We start from the raw sequence: 17,439 nt of genomic DNA on the forward strand, positions 1-17,439 counted from the left end.
TCAGAAGGAAAAAATCATGAAGAAATGGATGAACGGATTATCACGTCTCGGATTGTTTCCCAAGCTTTTTCTCGTCATGGTGATAAGCATCGTTCTCGTTTCCGTACTTATTTTATGGACTACCGTCCATATGTCGACGAAGCTGTTTACCGAGACATTTAGCATCACCAACTCCAAGGTGCTTAGTCAGATTAAAACCACCTTCGAATCCTTTAATGATGCGATTGCGGCCGTCTCCAACAACGTAAGCCAAAGCGGGGCAATTCGCGGCTATCTGTCGGAGGGAGAGGGGGACTCTCTCACGATGGCCAAGTCCTATTATAATATGAGGGAATCGATGGACCGTATCCAGTCCATTATGGAATCCTATGAGGTCGGCATTACGATCAGCGGAATTAATGGGCGCACCTATTCTACGGATCGGTCCCACCTGAGGATGTCGCTGGAGGAATTGAGAGAACTGCCGATTACAATCGACGCTGTGAAGACACCGAATCGGTTGATGTTTGACGATTACCAAACGGACACCGACGTTGGCACGCAGCAGATGATCTCAGCTACCAAAGCATTGGCGGATCGGACCCAGAGCCGGATTTACGGAACGCTTTATGTAACCATCAAAGAGAGTGTGTTCCGTCAGTTCTACAGCAGTTTCACGAGCAGAGGCAACGATGTGGTCATTCTCAATGAAAACGGGGAAATTGTGTCCTCCAACCGGGAAGAATGGATTGGTACGAAGCAGCTGGATCTTCTATCTTACGCCAGACAAATGGCCACAAAGAGCGATAATAATGGTATAAACGCAAAGGTAATGGAGCAGGACAGCGTAGTTCTGTCCGAATATCTGCCGTTTTACCGTTTCTATATTATTAATGTGGTTGATAAGGATCAGGCTGTGGGACAATTGCTTGATCTCAAAACCATTGCCTTGATTTGTGCCGCCATTGTGGCTGGGGCGCTTGTACTGGTGTTTCTAATCACCAATCAGATTACAAAGTCGCTGCGCAGGCTCGTGAAGCAAATGTCCAATATTACAAAAAGCGATCTCGATAACTACATTCCGGTTAGTGGAAGTTATGAGAGCAGGCAGCTTGGTCATGCGTACAATTACATGCTTGATGAGCTTCATGACTATGTGGATCAGCTCGTATTGACCCAGCGGGAACAGCGCAATGCAGAACTTGCGGCATTACAAAGCCAGATCAATCCTCATTTTCTGTATAATACTCTGGCTTCGGTGAAGGTACTCGTGCAGCAGGGGAACAAGGATCGGGCAGCAGAGACGATTAATGCCTTGATTGCCTTACTGCAAAATACGATCAGTGATGTAAGCGAGACGGTAACGGTAGAGCAGGAAGTGGAGAACCTGAGGAACTATGTCTTCATCAATCATGTCCGTTATGGTGGACGAATCAAAGCGGCCTTCTATGTAGCACCCGACTGTAATCACTACCATGTACCCAAACTTGTCATCCAACCGTTTATTGAAAATGCCTTCTTCCACGCCTTTAACCGCAAAGAGACCGGCACCATTCATGTTCTTGTCTCTCGGGCAGGGGAAACGCTCATCTGCGAGATCATGGATAACGGAGATGGTATTGAAGGGTTCTCAATGGGCGAATCATTGCCTAATCCCAAAAATAATCGGCAGCTGTTTAGCGGCATTGGCATTCGTAATGTGCATGACCGGATTGAACTGCTGTATGGTGCCCCTTATGGTGTGACGATTATGAGTACCCCAGGCGAGGGGACAAGAGTGACGGTGACACTTCCACTGATTACAAGCTGAAGAAATGGCACAGATGCCATATGAGCTTACAACGAACATGGATCAAAAGTCTTTCTGTGGAGTGGTCTCCACACGAAAGGCTTTTTTTATTTTGATAAATGAAAGCGGTGTTTTGCTTTAATGGTAAAATTTTTGGCTCGATCTGCTCCAAAATCAAAAGGAATTACCAAAAAACAAATTTAATGCAAACGGTTTCTGTAAAGGTTTTCATTGTGGCAATAAGATGACAAATCCGTACAAAATTATTACTAACGAATGCCGATTTGGGAATGATAAGATGAATACATCGAAAGCAACCGCTTTCAGAAAACGCAAACAAATTACACACAAAGAGGTTGAAGGGGAGTTGAATGATTTGAAAAAAATGTGGGTATTGATGCTCGTTACTGTCCTGCTGTTGTCCGCATGTTCTTCCGGTGGAGGAGGAAACACGGCTGGCGAGGGTGAGAAAGCATCCAATGAGATTACGATCTGGGCTTGGGACCCATCGTTCAACATTGCTGCATTGAATACAGCAAAAGAAGCTTACGCTAAAGATCATCCTGATGTAAAAATAAACGTTGTTGAATACGCACAAAATGATATTATCCAAAAACTCAACACAGGTTTGAACTCGGGAACAAGCAACGGTCTTCCAAACATCGTACTGATTGAAGACTACCGTGCACAAAGCTTCCTGAATGCTTACCCGGATGCCTTCAAGGATCTGTCTTCCAACTTCACGGCTTCTGACTTCGCCGATTACAAATTGGGACCGACAGCTTATGACGGCAAACAATACGGTGTTCCATTTGACTCCGGTGTAACGGGTCTCTACTACAGAACAGACCTGCTGGAGCAAGCTGGTTACAAAGCTGAAGATCTGCAAGACATCACGTGGGATGACTACATCCAAATCGGTAAAGATGTTAAAGCAAAAACAGGTAAAGATCTGATCACTCTTGATCCGAATGACCTGGGTCTGATTCGTATGATGATTCAATCCGCAGGTTCATGGTACTCCAAAGAGGATGGCAAAACACCGAACCTGGCTGGAAATGAAGCACTGAAAGAAGCATTTGTTACTTACAAAGCAATGATGGATGCCAATGTGGTTAAACTGAACTCCGACTGGAGCCAGTTCGTAGCAGCATTCAACAATGGTGACGTAGCCACGATCCCAACAGGTAACTGGATTACACCATCCGTTCGTCAAGAAGCATCCCAATCCGGTCAATGGGCTGTAGCTCCGCTTCCTAAAATGGCTGGTCAACCAAACTCTGTACATGCATCCAACCTTGGAGGTAGCTCCTGGTATGTCATGAACAATGTTCCTGGTGCAGATCAAGCAGCAGACTTCTTGGGCAGCACGTTTGGTTCTGACAAACAATTGTATCAAGACCTTCTTAACGGTATCGGCGCAATCGGAACTTACAAACCGGCCACTGAAGGTGAAGCATTTGATAAAGCAGATGAGTTCTTCGGTGGACAAAAAATCTTTGCAGACTTCGCAAAATGGACTGAAGAAATCCCTAGCGTAAATTACGGTATTAACACATATGCAATCGAGGACATTCTGGTTGTTGAAATGCAAAACTTCCTGAACGGCAAAGCGATCGACGACGTTCTGGCAGATGCACAAAAACAAGCTGAAGCTCAATTAAACTAAGATGATCCACGGTAACTTATAGAACCCAAGGAAGCATCGGAGCCGTTCCACCGTCTGGCGAAGCACACTGCCGACCGGACATGGTGGAAGGCTCCATGGGTTCTATCCATGTTGCATGGAGAGAGAGGAGCCATACTGTGAAAGCCATGAATACAGGAGACAGTCTCCAAAAGAAAAATAATCTGACTGGATGGGCTTTTATTTCGCTCGCTGTCATCGGGATCGTTGCATTCTACTTCTATCCGATGCTGCAGGCACTGCTCTTATCTTTCAAGTCTGGCGTGGGTGCCAATCTTGAATTTACGGGGCTCGATAACTATAAAAGATTGTTTATTGATACAACATTCCGTACAGCCGTATCGAATACATTTTTGTATCTGATCATTCAAGTCCCTGTCATGATCATTCTCGGATTGTTCATTTCCGTTCTGTTGAATGACAGCACACTGCGCTTCCGCAGCTTTTTCCGTACTGCAATCTTTTTGCCTTGTGTAACCTCACTGGTTGCCTACTCTGTTGTATTCAAGTATTTGTTCTCTGCAGATGGAATGGTCAATCAATTCCTGATGAATCTGCATGTCATTGCTGAACCGATTCAATGGATCACCGACCCGTTCTGGGCTAAAATTACGATCATAATCGCCGTTACTTGGCGTTGGACCGGATATAACATGATTTTCTATCTGTCTTCCCTGCAAAATATCGATCAATCGATCTATGAAGCAGCACGGATTGATGGTGCAAATGCATTTACTCAATTTTTCAAAATTACAGTACCATTGCTCAAACCGATTATTCTGTTCACGTCCATTACATCAACGATTGGTACCTTGCAAATCTTTGATGAGATCATGAACATCACCAAGGGTGGACCGGGTAATGCAACGATGTCCATCTCGCAATACATCTATAACCTTTCGTTCAAATATTCACCGGACTTCGGATACGCGGCAACCGTTTCGTATTCCATCGTGCTGATGATTATTGTATTGTCCATCATCCAGTTTAAAGTGGCAGGTGATAAAAATGGCTAAGAACAAAGTGAAACGCATTTTCACCTATGTATTCCTGTCCCTTGTGGCCTTCATATCGATCTTCCCATTTTTCTGGATGCTCGTCAGCTCCACGAATGCTTCGGTAGATGTCACCAGAGGCAGATTGTTACCCGGCTCGGCTTTCCTGGATAACTTTACGAAGCTGCTGGATACGACCAATCTGGTACAGGCACTGGGCAACTCGGCCATTGTATCCGTTATTTCCACAGTGCTTGCGCTGTTGATTGGTTCCATGGCTGGTTACGGCTTTGAAGTGTACCGGACAAAATCACGTGACATCGTCTTCAACATCCTGCTGCTTTCCATGATGATTCCGTTCGCAGCCTTGATGGTACCACTCTATCGGATGTTTGCAACCATCTCGGGAATTGCACCGTTTATGGGTATTAATACGATGGCCGCAGTGATTCTGCCAACCATCACAACAGCGTTCCTGATCTTCTTCTTCCGTCAGAACACCAAAATGTTCCCGAAAGAGATGCTCGAAGCAGGCCGGATTGACGGTCTTAGCGAACTGGGTATCTTCCTGAAGATCTATATGCCTACAATGAAAACAACATATGCGGCAGCTGCGATCATTACATTCATGAGCAGCTGGAATAACTACCTGTGGCCACTCGTTGTGCTGCAGACACCTGATCAACAAACGATTCCATTGCTGATCTCCAATCTCGGCTCCAGCTACTCGCCGGATTATGGGGTGATCATGACAGCAATCGTCATCGCCACGCTGCCTACAGCATTAGTGTTCTTCATTATGCAGAAACACTTTGTCGCTGGTATGGTTGGTTCTGTGAAATAATGGAATAGTGGATGTCATCTGAAAAGACTGATGTAGAAAAAAACGCAGAGGACACCAGCAATGGTGTACCTCTGTCTTTCTGTTTTTGTTATTGGAAGAGGAAATACAGGTTTGAATCTTGAATAATTCATACTATACATTTCGCACTAGAGGGAGAGAGAGCCGATGAAAGCAACACAAGCAGATATCAACTGGCTGGGAAATGTAAGCGTTTTTGAGGTCAACCGTCTAAACGCTTACTCGGATCATCGTTATTACAGCACCATGGAGGAAGCAGAGGCTTCAGAAACCATGAAGATGCGTTATGACTTGAACGGAACCTGGAAATTCAATTATGCGATTCGTCCGGATTGTCGGCCGGAGCTATTCTACCAATCGAATTACTCGAGTGAAGGCTGGGATGACATCGAAGTGCCTGGTCACATTCAGCTTCAAGGATATGGCCAAATTCAATATGTGAATACGCAATATCCTTGGGATGGACTGAACGAACTGCGTCCGCCAGCACTGCCACAGGACAAAAATGCAGTTGGAAGCTACATTCGGACGTTCCACCTGCCATCAGGATGGCAGAACAATCCGGTATTTATTTCCTTTCAGGGAGTGGAATCCGCATTCTATGTGTGGCTTAATGGTCAGTTCGTGGGTTACGGAGAAGATAGCTTCACCCCTTCGGATTTCGATCTGACGCCGTTCCTTCAGGATGGAGAGAACAAGCTGGCTGTGGAAGTATATCAACGCAGCACGGGCAGCTGGCTGGAAGATCAGGACTTTTGGCGCTTCTCCGGCATTTTCAGAGACGTATATCTCTATACGGTACCTGCAGCACACATCCGGGACCTGCGTGTGGTAACAGATCTGGACCAAACTTATACCAACGGTACGCTGAACCTCGATCTGAAGCTGGAAGGTAAAGCTGCTGCTGGAGCACGAGTTGAAGCTGAACTGCGCGATGCTGAAGGGAACGCTTTGAGAACATTTGGTGGTGTGGAAGTTACGAATGGTCTGGTTAGTCTTCGAGAAGAGTTCGGTAAGGTAAACCTGTGGAGTGCGGAAATACCGTATTTGTATCGTTTATACATCCGTGTATATGATGCTGCAGGTCAGCTGGTTGAAGTGGTACCTCAGTCCGTTGGTTTCCGCAAATTTGAAATGATCGATAAAGTGATGCATATCAATGGTAAACGCATTGTATTCAAAGGAGTTAACCGTCACGAGTTTAACCCGCGCCGTGGCCGTGCCATTACCAAAGAGGACATGCTCTGGGATGTGCGTACCATTAAACAGAACAATATGAATGCGGTTCGTACATCACATTATCCGAATCAAAGCTTGTGGTATGAATTGTGTGACGAATACGGATTGTATGTTATTGATGAGATGAACCTGGAGACACATGGTTCCTGGCAAAAGCTTGGCGCCGTTGAGCCTTCCTGGGTCATTCCTGGAGATAAACCAGAGTGGCAAGACATTGTCATGGACCGGGCTGTATCCATGGTGGAGCGTGACAAAAACCACCCGTCCATTCTGATCTGGTCGTGTGGTAACGAGTCACATGGCGGTGAGGTCATCTACAAAGTATCCCAATACTTCAAATCTGCTGACCCAACACGTCTGGTGCATTATGAGGGAGTTTTCCATGATCGTCGTTTTGATGAGACAAGTGATATGGAGAGTCGCATGTATGCCAAGCCAGCAGACATTGAGGAATTCCTGAATGCGAATCCGACCAAGCCTTACATCAGCTGTGAGTACATGCACGCCATGGGTAACTCCATCGGTGGCATGCACAAATATACGGAATTGGAAGACAAATACCCGATGTATCAGGGTGGATTTATCTGGGATTACATTGATCAATCCATTTACAAGAAAGACCGTTACGGCAAGGAATACCTCGCATACGGCGGCGATTTCGGCGATCGTCCTTCGGACTACTCGTTCTGTGGGAACGGCATCGTGCATGCGGATCGCAAAGTAACTGCCAAAATGCAGGAAGTAAAGTTCCTGTATCAAAATATCAAGTTGTTCCCGAATCGTGAAGGGGTCAAAATCATTAATGGTAACCTGTTCGCAGATACATCAGCATTGGAACTGGTGTACAGCCTGGAGCGTGAGGGACATGAAGTGCTGCGCGGAACGTTGGAAGTCAATGTAACTGCACAAAGCGAGAAAATAATAAGTCTTCCGCTGGATACAGATACTCTGGCTGGTGGCGAATATGCGGTTAATGCTGCGTTTGTTCTCAAAGCGGCTACCCTCTGGGCGGACAAAGGGGACGAAGTCGCGTTTGGCCAATTTATCTTCACACAAGATTCAGCTGTAACAGCTGCAGAGGATCTGAATCTGACACATGATATTCAGGTGGTTGAAGGGGATGTGAACATTGGTGTCCGTGTAGGTCAAACTCACGTGCTGTTCTCCAAAGCCTTCGGAACTTTGGTATCCCTCAAACTGTCCGGCCGTGAGACGATTGCTCAGCCTCCTGCGCCATTGTTCTGGCGGGCAACGACGGATAATGATAAAGGAACTGCCATGGGCTTCGAACTTGGTGCGTGGTATGCCGCTAGTCTGCTGCCAAGATGTGTGGAGTGGAAGGCAGAACAGAAACCGGATCAATATCGCATTGAATTCACGTACAAGCTCAACATTTCTGCAGATGTGCAGGTAAAAGTGACTTATACTGTGCGTGCAGATGGTAGCGTGCATGTTCATAACGCCTACAAAGGTACAGCAGGCTTGCCTGACCTTCCGATTCATGCCTTGTCTTTCAAAACGTCACCGGAATATGACAACGTGCAATGGCTGGCCATGGGTCCGGAAGAAAACTATGCGGATCGTGCATTTGGAGCACGCTTGGGCATTCATGGCAGTAAAGTGGCGGATACGGTTGCGCCATACCTGGTACCACAGGAATCGGGTAACCGCACAGGGGTACGCTGGGCAAAACTGACCGATGATGCAGGACGCGGCTTCAAAATTGAAGCTTCTGCAGCTCCGGTTGAGCTGAACGTATCGCCTTATACGGCATTCGAACTGGAGAACGCACAGCATGCATACGAGCTGCCACCAGTACATTACACGGTGGTTACGGTAGCAGGCAAACAGATGGGTGTTGGCGGTGATGATAGCTGGGGTGCGCCGGTTCATCCGGAATATCGCATTGCCTCGGACGGCGAACTGGAATTTGAATTTGTCATTCGTTCACTGTAAGATTTATATCCTAATAAATGTAGAACAGGGGTCTCCGTGTATCGGATGACCTCTGTTTTGCTATGAAGAAATGGTCGCGCAAGAATAATTGCGTGAAACCGCTATCGAAGCTATTTCGTACTATACGGGACATGGAACAAAGGGAGGGCTTCATTATGAGCAGAAAGGCAAAAGCAGGTGTGTGGGTTACTGTACTGGCTGTACTCGGTATCATTGTGGGGTGTTTCATCTGGTATTTCAATACGGCTTCGGGTGAACGGGCGCTGAAAACGATGAGATCCAACAACTCCGGGGGTCTGGAGCGGATTGTTAAGGTGTACAGTGACTCCGGTGAGTTGATTCAGACCTATGAAGGGAAAATCGATGTGCAGGATACGGAATATGGCAATAAAGTTCTATTTGATCTGAATGGAAAGCGTGTTGTGATCTACAACGCAACGGTTATTACGGAAGAGAAATAACATGAAAAGAAAGAATATTTCTTGGTAGTCAAAGTTAAGACACACTTTTGCTTATGTGGTAAAATAAAGAAACTTGAGGCAAACAAATTTGGAGGTGAGAGGGGCATGTTCATGGAAATGTTCTTTGCTCTAGTTGCGATCCTGGGTATGGGTGTGTTCTATGCTGTGCTCGTGTATTATCTCGTTCGTCTCATCTCCAAAAAAGCGTTTAAGCTTACGCTAACCAAGATTGAGGCTATTGAAATACTGGTTTGGCTCGCGATTGTATTCTTCGGTGTTGTGATGCTTATTAAGCAGAATTGGAATTTATTTTTACCGATAGTACTTCTGCTGGTCCCCATGATAAACTTGCGGCGTTCCAATCGGAAATACCGGGAGATGGAGAACCATGAATAGCCAGAGCATCATGGCATACCGTCTTAACTAATGATTTTCATACATATTTGAAAGCAAATAAAAACAGGCCCTCTTTCGAGGGCCTATTTTTCATGGGAGAGGAGAAACCGGACGAAGAGCTTATGGGGAAACGTAAGTCTTCTCCGCGGTTGTCTACGACACTTGTGATGTCGATAATTATAGAATGGCCGAAAGGTTTCCTTTTTATACATATGCGTCAACAACGGGTCAACAATTTTTTGAAATGAATGGAGACAGACTATTTTTCAAACTGAACCCGAGTGTGGTACGATAGCTGTATCAATAAACTTACATAGAGAGAAAAGGTGACTCATCAGTGAGAGTGGTATCCGGGAGTGCGAAAGGCAGACCGCTGAAGGCTGTTCCTGGCAATGGAACACGTCCGACCACCGACAAGGTGAAGGAAGCGCTGTTTAGCATGATTGGCCCTTATTTTGAGGGCGGTACAGCATTGGATTTGTTTGCGGGTAGTGGGGGTCTCGGAATTGAGGCGCTGAGCCGCGGCATGGACAAGGCTGTTTTTGTTGATTTGGAATCCAAAAGTATTGAAGTGATCCGAGCCAATCTGAAGGCAACCAAGCTGGAGGATCAGGCAGCTATATACCGTAATGATGCAGGTCGTGCGTTAAAGGCGCTTGCCAAGCGAACGACAAAATTTGATCTGGTGTTTCTCGATCCACCTTACCGGATGAAAAACGGGGATGAGCTGATGCTTACGATGCATGAACTTGAACTGCTTAAACCGGAAGCGACGATCGTGCTTGAATATGAATCCAAATATAGTTACCCTGAGCAATTCGGCCCGTTTGAACAAACGCGCAAGGCTGTGTATGGGGAGACAGCTGTGTCCATCTTTGATTATGCACCTGAGGCATCGAATGATGGAGAAAACAGCATAGCAGAAGAGGAGGCTCCTCATGACTGAAATGATACACAGGCAGGAACGGATTGCCGTATATCCCGGGAGTTTTGATCCTGTAACGATGGGCCATCTGGACATTATCGCCAGGGCGTCCAAGCAATTTGACCGCGTCATCGTGGCTGTACTGAATAATATGAGCAAAAATCCACTGTTCACGGTGGAAGAGCGTAAAGCGCTCATTACAGAAGTTACTGGGCATCTGCCCAATGTGGAAGTGGATAGCTTCCGTGATCTGACAGCCAATTATGTTCGGCAAAAGGAAGCTCAGGTCATCGTACGTGGTATACGATCCGTGACTGATTTTGAATACGAGCTGCAGCTTGCTTCCACTAACAGCAAGCTGAACCCGGATGCGGAAACCATCTTTATGATGACCAATCCGAAATATTCGTATTTGAGCTCCAGTATCGTCAAGGAAATTGCTCATTACCATGGAGATGTAACCGATCTGGTGTCCCCGGAAGTGGAAACGGCACTTCGCCGGAAAATCAGCGAGAAAAACGGCGGTTAAACCAGTGGGTCAAGCCCGACAGGCTGATCATAACGGCAAGAATGATCGCAAGTCCGATACAGACTGCGGGGAAGCTGCTCCATAAAACCTCTGCCGCAGCGTTGTTGACTTCAAGCTGGGGTTGCATCGGCAGCATAGTCGTCTCATCCGCGCTTGCAGAAGGCCAGAACGGAGCCCATACCTCTGCAATAAAGCGGCTGAAGGGTACCCAGAGGAAGACACTTAATGAAAAGGCAGTCAATGCATGAATCAAACGTACAGCAGCAAAATAGATCATGCTTTTGCCTGCCATTCCGGCGGATTTCATCACAGCTGAGACTTGTAAATGGGAGCACAGTCCACCCCAACCAAGAACCGCAGCAATTAGGGAAATCGTAAGCAAGGGAGCCCATGGCGTTTGACTTAAATGGTATGTGCCCAAATGCAATTCCAATACAGAAGGCCAGAGGGCAGCCGAACTGCCGGGTGTGATGTATAGGCCCAGAAGTCGTATGAACACGGCAAAACCGATGATGTAACCACCAGTCATCATTAGCGTCTGTACCGCATGAGATACGGTGTCACCTAGCAGTTTACCGAACCCGCGGCCATCTCGGGCCTGGGCTTCACGGGCTGCGTTCATCATTTGAAACCAAAGCCCCTGGTGCTGGCTTCGCTTGGGGGGACTGACTGTAGTGGACTGTTTTTGATGACTGCGATTGAAACGAATGGCAATCATTGCAGCAATCCATCCACTGAGCCAATGAATTATAAGCAGAAAGTATCCGGCAGCAGGCTGGTGAAGAAAAGCGGCACCTATGACCAAAATGATCATCATCGGATTGGTGAAATGAGCTGCAGCGACCAGAATAATGGCCTGTTTGCCGGTTATTTGTTGATCCCGAACCAAACGGGACGCTGTGTCCGCCCCAGCAGGAAATCCTCCGCACATGCCGACCGCAAGGGCTAGTCCAGCTTCGCCGGGGAGGCGAAACCAACGCTGCATCAGTGGTCCCAGCAAGACGCCGAGAGCGTCTGTAAAACCAAATGCAGTGAGCATTTGCGACAGCATCAAAAATGGGAGCATTGCCGGGAAGATAATTTTCCACCAGATGTCCAATCCTTGAATGGAGGCATCGAAGGCATCCTTTGGAGATACAACTACAGCGACGACCAGTAACAAAGCGCCGGTACTAAGTAGTACCGACCTGATCGGGTTGGATCCTGTAACCTCGGTCTGCATTGTCATCGTTTCACCTCATATGAAATAGCGCCGATTCATTCGGCTGCAGTAATCGGATTGGACGGCCGAATGACGTCCAGGGGACGGTTCGGCCTTGACCGGACAAGCGACAGAATACTGCGGCCTATCCGGCCTGTACCATTGTATGCGTGAGATTGAGGATGTTAGACTTATAATTATAGAAGAAACGCAAAGAACGGGGGCTCATGCGATGAATCGGATTCGAAAATCTGGCGGCTTCAGAGCTTCGATCTTTGTGATCGTGGTAGCTCTGGTTGTCTATGTTGCAGTGTATATGCCAACGCCATATATCATCTATATGCCTGGCAGCGCGGATGAAGTAAAGCCGATGGTTACGGTGAAGGATGGGGACCAGGAAGAACGTGGTGTATTCATGATGACGACGGTGTCGGCAACGTATGCCAATGTGTTTTTGCTGGGTACGTCCTTGTTTAACCGAAATATGCAAATTGACAAAAAGGAAGACCGCCTGCAAGGAAAAACGGAAGCGGAGTACTCGGCCGAACAGGTATGGTTCATGAGCGATTCCCAATCTTCCGCCATGGAAGCGGCTTATGAGCAGGCGGGGGTTAAGTATTCCATTGTTCCTGAACATATCTTCGTGTTTGGTTTGTCGGAGGATCCGAAACCACAGGGAGATATTGCTCCTGGTGACATTATCCTGGGTGTGAATGGCACAGCTACACCGGATAACACGGTATTATCTGCCCAGTTGAAGGATAAAAAAGTGGGAGATACGGTAGAAATGCAATTGGAACGCGAAGGCGAGACGATTAGCCGTGATGTGAAGCTGATTGAAGTAAAAGACAGCAAAACGGGTGCTACCCGGCCTGGGCTGGGTGTAATGATCGGAACCGTACAGAAAGTAAAACCCGAAGATTCGAATAAACAAATTACGTTTACGGATACTCAGGTTGGGGGTCCTTCGGCCGGATTGATGTTTACCCTGGAAATTTATAATCAGCTTACTCCCGGGGACCTTACCCAAGGTCACCGAATTGCCGGCACGGGAACGATCACCAAGGAAGGCGTAGTCGGTCCCATTGGTGGCGTGGTGCATAAAATCGTTGCTGCGGATCGAAAAGAGGCGGAGATTTTCTTCGTTCCGAAACAAAATTATCAGGAAGCCGAAGCCAAAGCGGAACAGATTGGCACTAAAATGAAGCTGGTTCCTGTGAATACGGTAGATGATGCCCTGGCTTATCTGAAAACACTGTCTGCGAAATCATAAAAGCTTGAAATGGATAATGTGATTTGGAACAAGCGCGTTATCAAGGAAAAGAAAGAGCAGACAAATGGAAATCCCCTATGCGATCGTTTGAATAAACGACACGACATAGGGGATTTTTTTGATAAGAACATTGATGAACAATTTATTTGTAATATAACGTTTAGCATCGAACTGGTGGCTCATAATAGTCGCTGTACATGGCCCGTGTGTCCGTCTGCTCATAAGAGAGGGCATACGCTGCTTGTGCCTGCACATCAAGCTCCAGCTGGTTGTGAGTGAAGGCAGACGGTTTCAGCACAACAGGCAGGGACGAAGCCGTTTTCATCTGTTTCAAGAGATTTTGGCCCAGTGAATTGAATCCAAGGACACGAAGATAACCAGGTCCTTCGGCTAGCTTGTCCGGGGTGAATTCAGCCTTGGCATGATTCAACAGAATATGGGTCAACATTCGCTGCAGCTTGGTGCGCGTGTACCGCCTGGTTTTGAGTGCATCCAGCAGCGATTCGACCGATGGCTCCGGAAGCTGAGCCAGTGTGCGGAGCAGCCTGTGCTCCAATCCTTCCGTGACTTCGGCGATATTTGCCAGCTCGGAGGCACGGCGGGTCGCCGCGATGTGCAGCAGCGGCTGGGCGAAGCGCTCCCAGTGCACGGGAGCGCGTCCCGCTTGCCATTCGCGCTGCAGAATGGCAAGTGTTGCCGCCGGCACATACGGCGCGGCGGCCTGGGGTCCGTCCGCCATCAGCAGGCGGCGGACAGCCGTTGCACTGGCGATCGCCCCCGGTCCGGGCGTCGCCTCATGATACGCGGCACCGATGCGTGCCGTCGTCAAGGGCTGGATCGCGCTGCCGAGTCGTTCCAGCGCGATCAGGTAGTGCAGCCCAAGCGAATTGTTGGGCTGCCCGAGCAGTGCGGCGGCGGCAGCTTCGCTCACGCCGCCGGGCGCCAGCGCTGCCGCCGCGCCTGCGTACGCGGCGGGGTAGCTGGCGCCTTCCCGCAGGCGGCGCGCGATGTCCTCGCGCAGCCCTGCGGGCTCCACAGCCAGCACGCGCGCAATGCGCTGCAGGCTGTCCAGGTCGCCGGACTCGCTGCCGAAGCAGAGCGAGTCCACGACCCCGGTGCGGTGCAGCAGCGAGACCGCACCGAAGGCAAACCATTCCGCCGGTTGTACCGCATAAGCAACCGGCAGCTCAATCACCAGATCGGCTCCTGCGTGCAGCGCCATCTCCGTACGAGCCCTTTTGCCCACAATGGCGGGTTCCCCGCGCTGGAGAAAAGGGCCGCTCATGACGGCCACAAGGGCATCTGCTCCACTTAGCCGTCTGGCCTCATTTAAGTGATAGACATGTCCGTTATGCAGCGGATTATATTCCACAATCACACCTACAGCTTTCATCAGTGGGCACTCCTTTTAATAACAATGTTATATATCTTCAATACCTGACTGGTATTTTGTTCTTATTGGTCGATTAAGGCCATTGCTGCTTCGCCGAGCAGAAACGTCTTGCTTAATAATAGGGGATACGAGCATCGTTATTCAAATAAAAGCGTTAAGAAAACGCCAAAAAAAGCACGGTGTCGCATTCAGATGAATACGGCCCGTGCTTTCAGGGGAGTCATGGATGATCCTTTATTATTACTTCTGGAGATAAATTAAATGGCTTCCGGTGCAGGAATCAGGTTTGTTTTGGGACCAAAGAACTCATAATGAATATTCTCAGGTGAAACGCCAATCTCGCCCAGTGCGGCATACATCGTCTGCATAAAGGAGACAGAACCGGTCAAATAATAATCGGATTCCAGGGGCTCGCGAATCATCTGTGACAGCCAGGCTGCATCAATATAACCCTCTCTGTGAAAACGCGATTGCTCGCGGTCATCTGGTGTCGGCTGTGCATAACAATACAATGCCTGTATGTTCTCATGCTGTTCTGCCAATGTATTTACATGATCCCGGAAAGCATGAACTTCGCCATTTAGGGCAGCATGGACAAAAGTGATAGAACGCTGGACATTACTGTTAACCAGCGTGTTCAACATGCTGATCATCGGAGTGAGGCCAACGCCACCGCTCAATAATACGACATCGCGTGAATCCTCCGTGTTCAGTGTGAAATCGCCTGCAGGAGCAGACAATTCGACCAAGTCTCCTTCAGTGATATGGTCATGCAGATAGGTCGAGATTACACCATCTGGTCGTTCCATCCGAGCACTCTCACGTTTAACGGAAATGCGATAATACGGTTTTCCTGGAGCTTCCGAAAGGCTGTACTGTCTAATTTGGGCATACGCATTTCCCTCAGGTTTCATCCGGAGACTGATATACTGTCCAGATTGGTACGTGGCTATTGGATTGCCGTCCGTTGGCACTAGATAAAAGGAAGTAATCAGGTCACTTTCTTTTACCTTTTTGGCTACCCGAAATGACCGGAAACCTTCCCAGCCACCACTTTGGTTTTCGCTGGCTGTGTACAGATCCTTTTCTAAATCGATAAAGATACCCGCAATGACATTGTAGGCGTCCGCCCACGCAGCAATAATCTCCTCGGTCGCAGCATCACCCAGCACATCCTTGATCGCTTTCAGCAAATAGGTGCCCACGATTTCGTATTGTTCCGGGGCGATGCCGAGACTGCGGTGTTTGTGCGCAACCTGACGTACGGCTGGCAGGACTGCGGCGAGATTATCAATATGAAGGGCAGCAGCGTATACCATATTGGCAAGGGCGGCCTGCTGCCGTCCCTGTTTTTGGTTAGCGTGATTGAAAATATTCAGCAGTTCGGGATGATGTGCAAACATTGTTTTATAGAAATGGCTGGTAATGGCCTCGCCATGAACTTCAAGTACAGGTACGGTGGATTTAATCACTCGAATTGTATTTTCGCTTAACATGGATTTTTCCTCCTATAAATGGATTGACAAATTAAATGGATAACCTTGCGCCATTTATCTATTATGCGTGGCATATAGCAAGTATAGATAGGGTCTAAAGGGGGACGTGTGATCTACATCACACGAATAATTAAAGAAATGTGTCCGTCATACTAGTAAAAGGATTAGCTTGTAGTATGGTGGAGAGAAAGTTTATAATGCGGAAGAGTGTTTTTATCGTCCGGGTATCTTTCTTTTCCAAAAGGGTGTAAAGTTAAAAGTGTTGACAAACGTCTTGGAAAATCGGTATAATGATTTTTGTTTGTTAAGTCAATTTCATAATACTTTTAACGACGAATCGTCAGAATACATACAGTCAAGATATGAAGTGCACAACGATCAGACTTGATCTGTATAACTGCCGTCAAGCATTTAACATGAATTATGAAATTGGTTTCGTTTGGAGTGATGGGAAATGTTATTGCCATTTCGCAAAGTGGCTATCAGTGACCGACCCCTGCAGTTCAATGAACAGTGGGACATTAAGGAACTGATTTCTAACCGACAAGATATCACAGCCGTTACCCCGCTGACTGCGGATTTATCTGCAGAACAAGCAACGGGGGGCGTGGTGGATGTTCATGGCAAAGTGTCAGCAGGAGTGGACATGTTGTGCTCACGTTGTCTCAAGCCGATTAGTGAACATCTTCATATTGATTTTCATGAGCAATTCAAGCAGGGAGAACAGCCGGAGGACTTGCCTGAAGAAGATGATACTGTCTATGTGGATGGAGAGGACATCGATCTGAAGCTATATGCCGAGGAAGCTTTTCTGCTGCACCTACCGTTTATACCGCTATGCAGCGATACATGCAAAGGGCTATGTCCAAAGTGTGGCCATGAGCTGAACGAGGGTGACTGCGGTTGCGATAACGAAGTTATCGACCCGCGGCTTGCAGGGCTCAAGGATTTTTTTAAATGAGCAAATGAAAATCTAGTGTTACAACTACCTGCAAAGGTTGATTTTGATAAGGAGGTGGGAATAATGGCAGTACCTCAACGGAGAACGTCCAAGACGCGTCGCGACAAACGTCGCACTCACTTTAAATTGGCTGTACCGGGCATGGTGAAATGTGAACAATGCGGCGAATTGAAGCTTGCTCACCACGTGTGCAAAGTGTGCGGAACGTACAAAGCAAGAGAGATCATCTCTCAATAATAGTTAGACATCAAGTAGTACTTCATTTCGATGAGGTACTACTTTTTTTGAATGTTTAAA

General features: G+C 47.6%; 15 protein-coding genes. 12 read left to right on the plus strand and 3 right to left on the minus strand.

Going from position 1 to position 17,439, the window contains the following annotated elements; genetic code table 11:
• Positions 1 to 16: 16 nt before the first annotated feature.
• The 9 genes from AC3RCI_RS10780 (at position 17) to coaD (ending at position 10,818) form a co-directional block, all read left to right on the plus strand.
• Entirely contained in the window at positions 17 to 1,789 is a 1,773-nt protein-coding gene (locus tag AC3RCI_RS10780) for a sensor histidine kinase (RefSeq protein ID WP_095287876.1), read from the plus strand.
• Between the two features lie 364 nt (positions 1,790 to 2,153).
• Complete coding sequence (locus AC3RCI_RS10785) at positions 2,154 to 3,437, plus strand: ABC transporter substrate-binding protein (RefSeq protein WP_492472464.1); 1,284 nt, start codon at positions 2,154 to 2,156, stop codon at positions 3,435 to 3,437.
• A gap of 146 nt (positions 3,438 to 3,583) precedes the next feature.
• Positions 3,584 to 4,471: a carbohydrate ABC transporter permease gene (locus AC3RCI_RS10790; protein ID WP_095287984.1), complete on the plus strand. Its 888-nt coding sequence runs from the start codon at positions 3,584 to 3,586 to the stop codon at positions 4,469 to 4,471.
• On the plus strand, positions 4,464 to 5,294 hold the full coding sequence (locus AC3RCI_RS10795) for a carbohydrate ABC transporter permease (RefSeq protein ID WP_127536299.1): 831 nt from the start codon (positions 4,464 to 4,466) through the stop codon (positions 5,292 to 5,294). Before AC3RCI_RS10790 ends, AC3RCI_RS10795 begins: the two co-directional genes overlap by 8 nt.
• 165 nt (positions 5,295 to 5,459) lie before the next feature.
• Positions 5,460 to 8,507 (plus strand): beta-galactosidase, LacZ type, encoded by a 3,048-nt coding sequence (gene lacZ, locus AC3RCI_RS10800; protein ID WP_492528943.1) that lies wholly within the window; start codon positions 5,460 to 5,462, stop codon positions 8,505 to 8,507.
• Between the two features lie 155 nt (positions 8,508 to 8,662).
• Positions 8,663 to 8,968, plus strand: a complete 306-nt coding sequence (locus AC3RCI_RS10805; RefSeq protein WP_095287873.1) for a hypothetical protein — start codon at positions 8,663 to 8,665, stop codon at positions 8,966 to 8,968.
• A 105-nt stretch (positions 8,969 to 9,073) separates the two neighbouring features.
• Positions 9,074 to 9,364: a hypothetical protein gene (locus tag AC3RCI_RS10810; protein WP_492528945.1), complete on the plus strand. Its 291-nt coding sequence runs from the start codon at positions 9,074 to 9,076 to the stop codon at positions 9,362 to 9,364.
• A 337-nt stretch (positions 9,365 to 9,701) separates the two neighbouring features.
• The gene (gene rsmD, locus AC3RCI_RS10815; RefSeq protein ID WP_336779602.1) at positions 9,702 to 10,310 is read left to right on the plus strand and encodes a 16S rRNA (guanine(966)-N(2))-methyltransferase RsmD; all 609 of its coding nucleotides are present in this window, start codon (positions 9,702 to 9,704) and stop codon (positions 10,308 to 10,310) included.
• A gap of 1 nt (position 10,311) precedes the next feature.
• Complete coding sequence (gene coaD / locus AC3RCI_RS10820; RefSeq protein ID WP_110822714.1) at positions 10,312 to 10,818, plus strand: pantetheine-phosphate adenylyltransferase; 507 nt, start codon at positions 10,312 to 10,314, stop codon at positions 10,816 to 10,818.
• On the opposite strand, the gene AC3RCI_RS10825 is transcribed toward coaD, so the two are convergent.
• Positions 10,796 to 12,046 carry a nucleoside recognition domain-containing protein gene (locus tag AC3RCI_RS10825; RefSeq protein WP_492528947.1) on the minus strand — a complete coding sequence of 417 codons (1,251 nt, stop codon included), beginning with the start codon at positions 12,044 to 12,046 and terminating at the stop codon, positions 10,796 to 10,798. The genes coaD and AC3RCI_RS10825 overlap by 23 nt on opposite strands.
• A gap of 205 nt (positions 12,047 to 12,251) precedes the next feature.
• Here AC3RCI_RS10825 and AC3RCI_RS10830 point away from each other — a divergent pair, with 205 nt between their 5' ends.
• On the plus strand, positions 12,252 to 13,292 hold the full coding sequence (locus AC3RCI_RS10830; protein ID WP_095358723.1) for a SepM family pheromone-processing serine protease: 1,041 nt from the start codon (positions 12,252 to 12,254) through the stop codon (positions 13,290 to 13,292).
• A 160-nt stretch (positions 13,293 to 13,452) separates the two neighbouring features.
• Here AC3RCI_RS10830 and AC3RCI_RS10835 read toward each other — a convergent pair whose 3' ends face one another.
• Both AC3RCI_RS10835 and hmpA read right to left on the minus strand, forming a co-directional pair.
• Positions 13,453 to 14,685, minus strand: coding sequence for a nucleotidyltransferase (locus AC3RCI_RS10835; protein WP_492528949.1), 1,233 nt, complete (start codon positions 14,683 to 14,685; stop codon positions 13,453 to 13,455).
• A gap of 257 nt (positions 14,686 to 14,942) precedes the next feature.
• Complete coding sequence (gene hmpA, locus AC3RCI_RS10840; protein WP_492528951.1) at positions 14,943 to 16,181, minus strand: NO-inducible flavohemoprotein; 1,239 nt, start codon at positions 16,179 to 16,181, stop codon at positions 14,943 to 14,945.
• 454 nt (positions 16,182 to 16,635) lie between these two features.
• Between hmpA and AC3RCI_RS10845 the strand changes: the two genes are divergently transcribed.
• Both AC3RCI_RS10845 and rpmF read left to right on the plus strand, forming a co-directional pair.
• Positions 16,636 to 17,142, plus strand: a complete 507-nt coding sequence (locus AC3RCI_RS10845; protein WP_127536290.1) for a YceD family protein — start codon at positions 16,636 to 16,638, stop codon at positions 17,140 to 17,142.
• A 63-nt stretch (positions 17,143 to 17,205) separates the two neighbouring features.
• Entirely contained in the window at positions 17,206 to 17,379 is a 174-nt protein-coding gene (gene rpmF, locus AC3RCI_RS10850) for a 50S ribosomal protein L32 (protein WP_090923906.1), read from the plus strand.
• Positions 17,380 to 17,439: the final 60 nt, after the last annotated feature.

It is taken from the genome of Paenibacillus sp. MT124, from assembly GCF_058792755.1.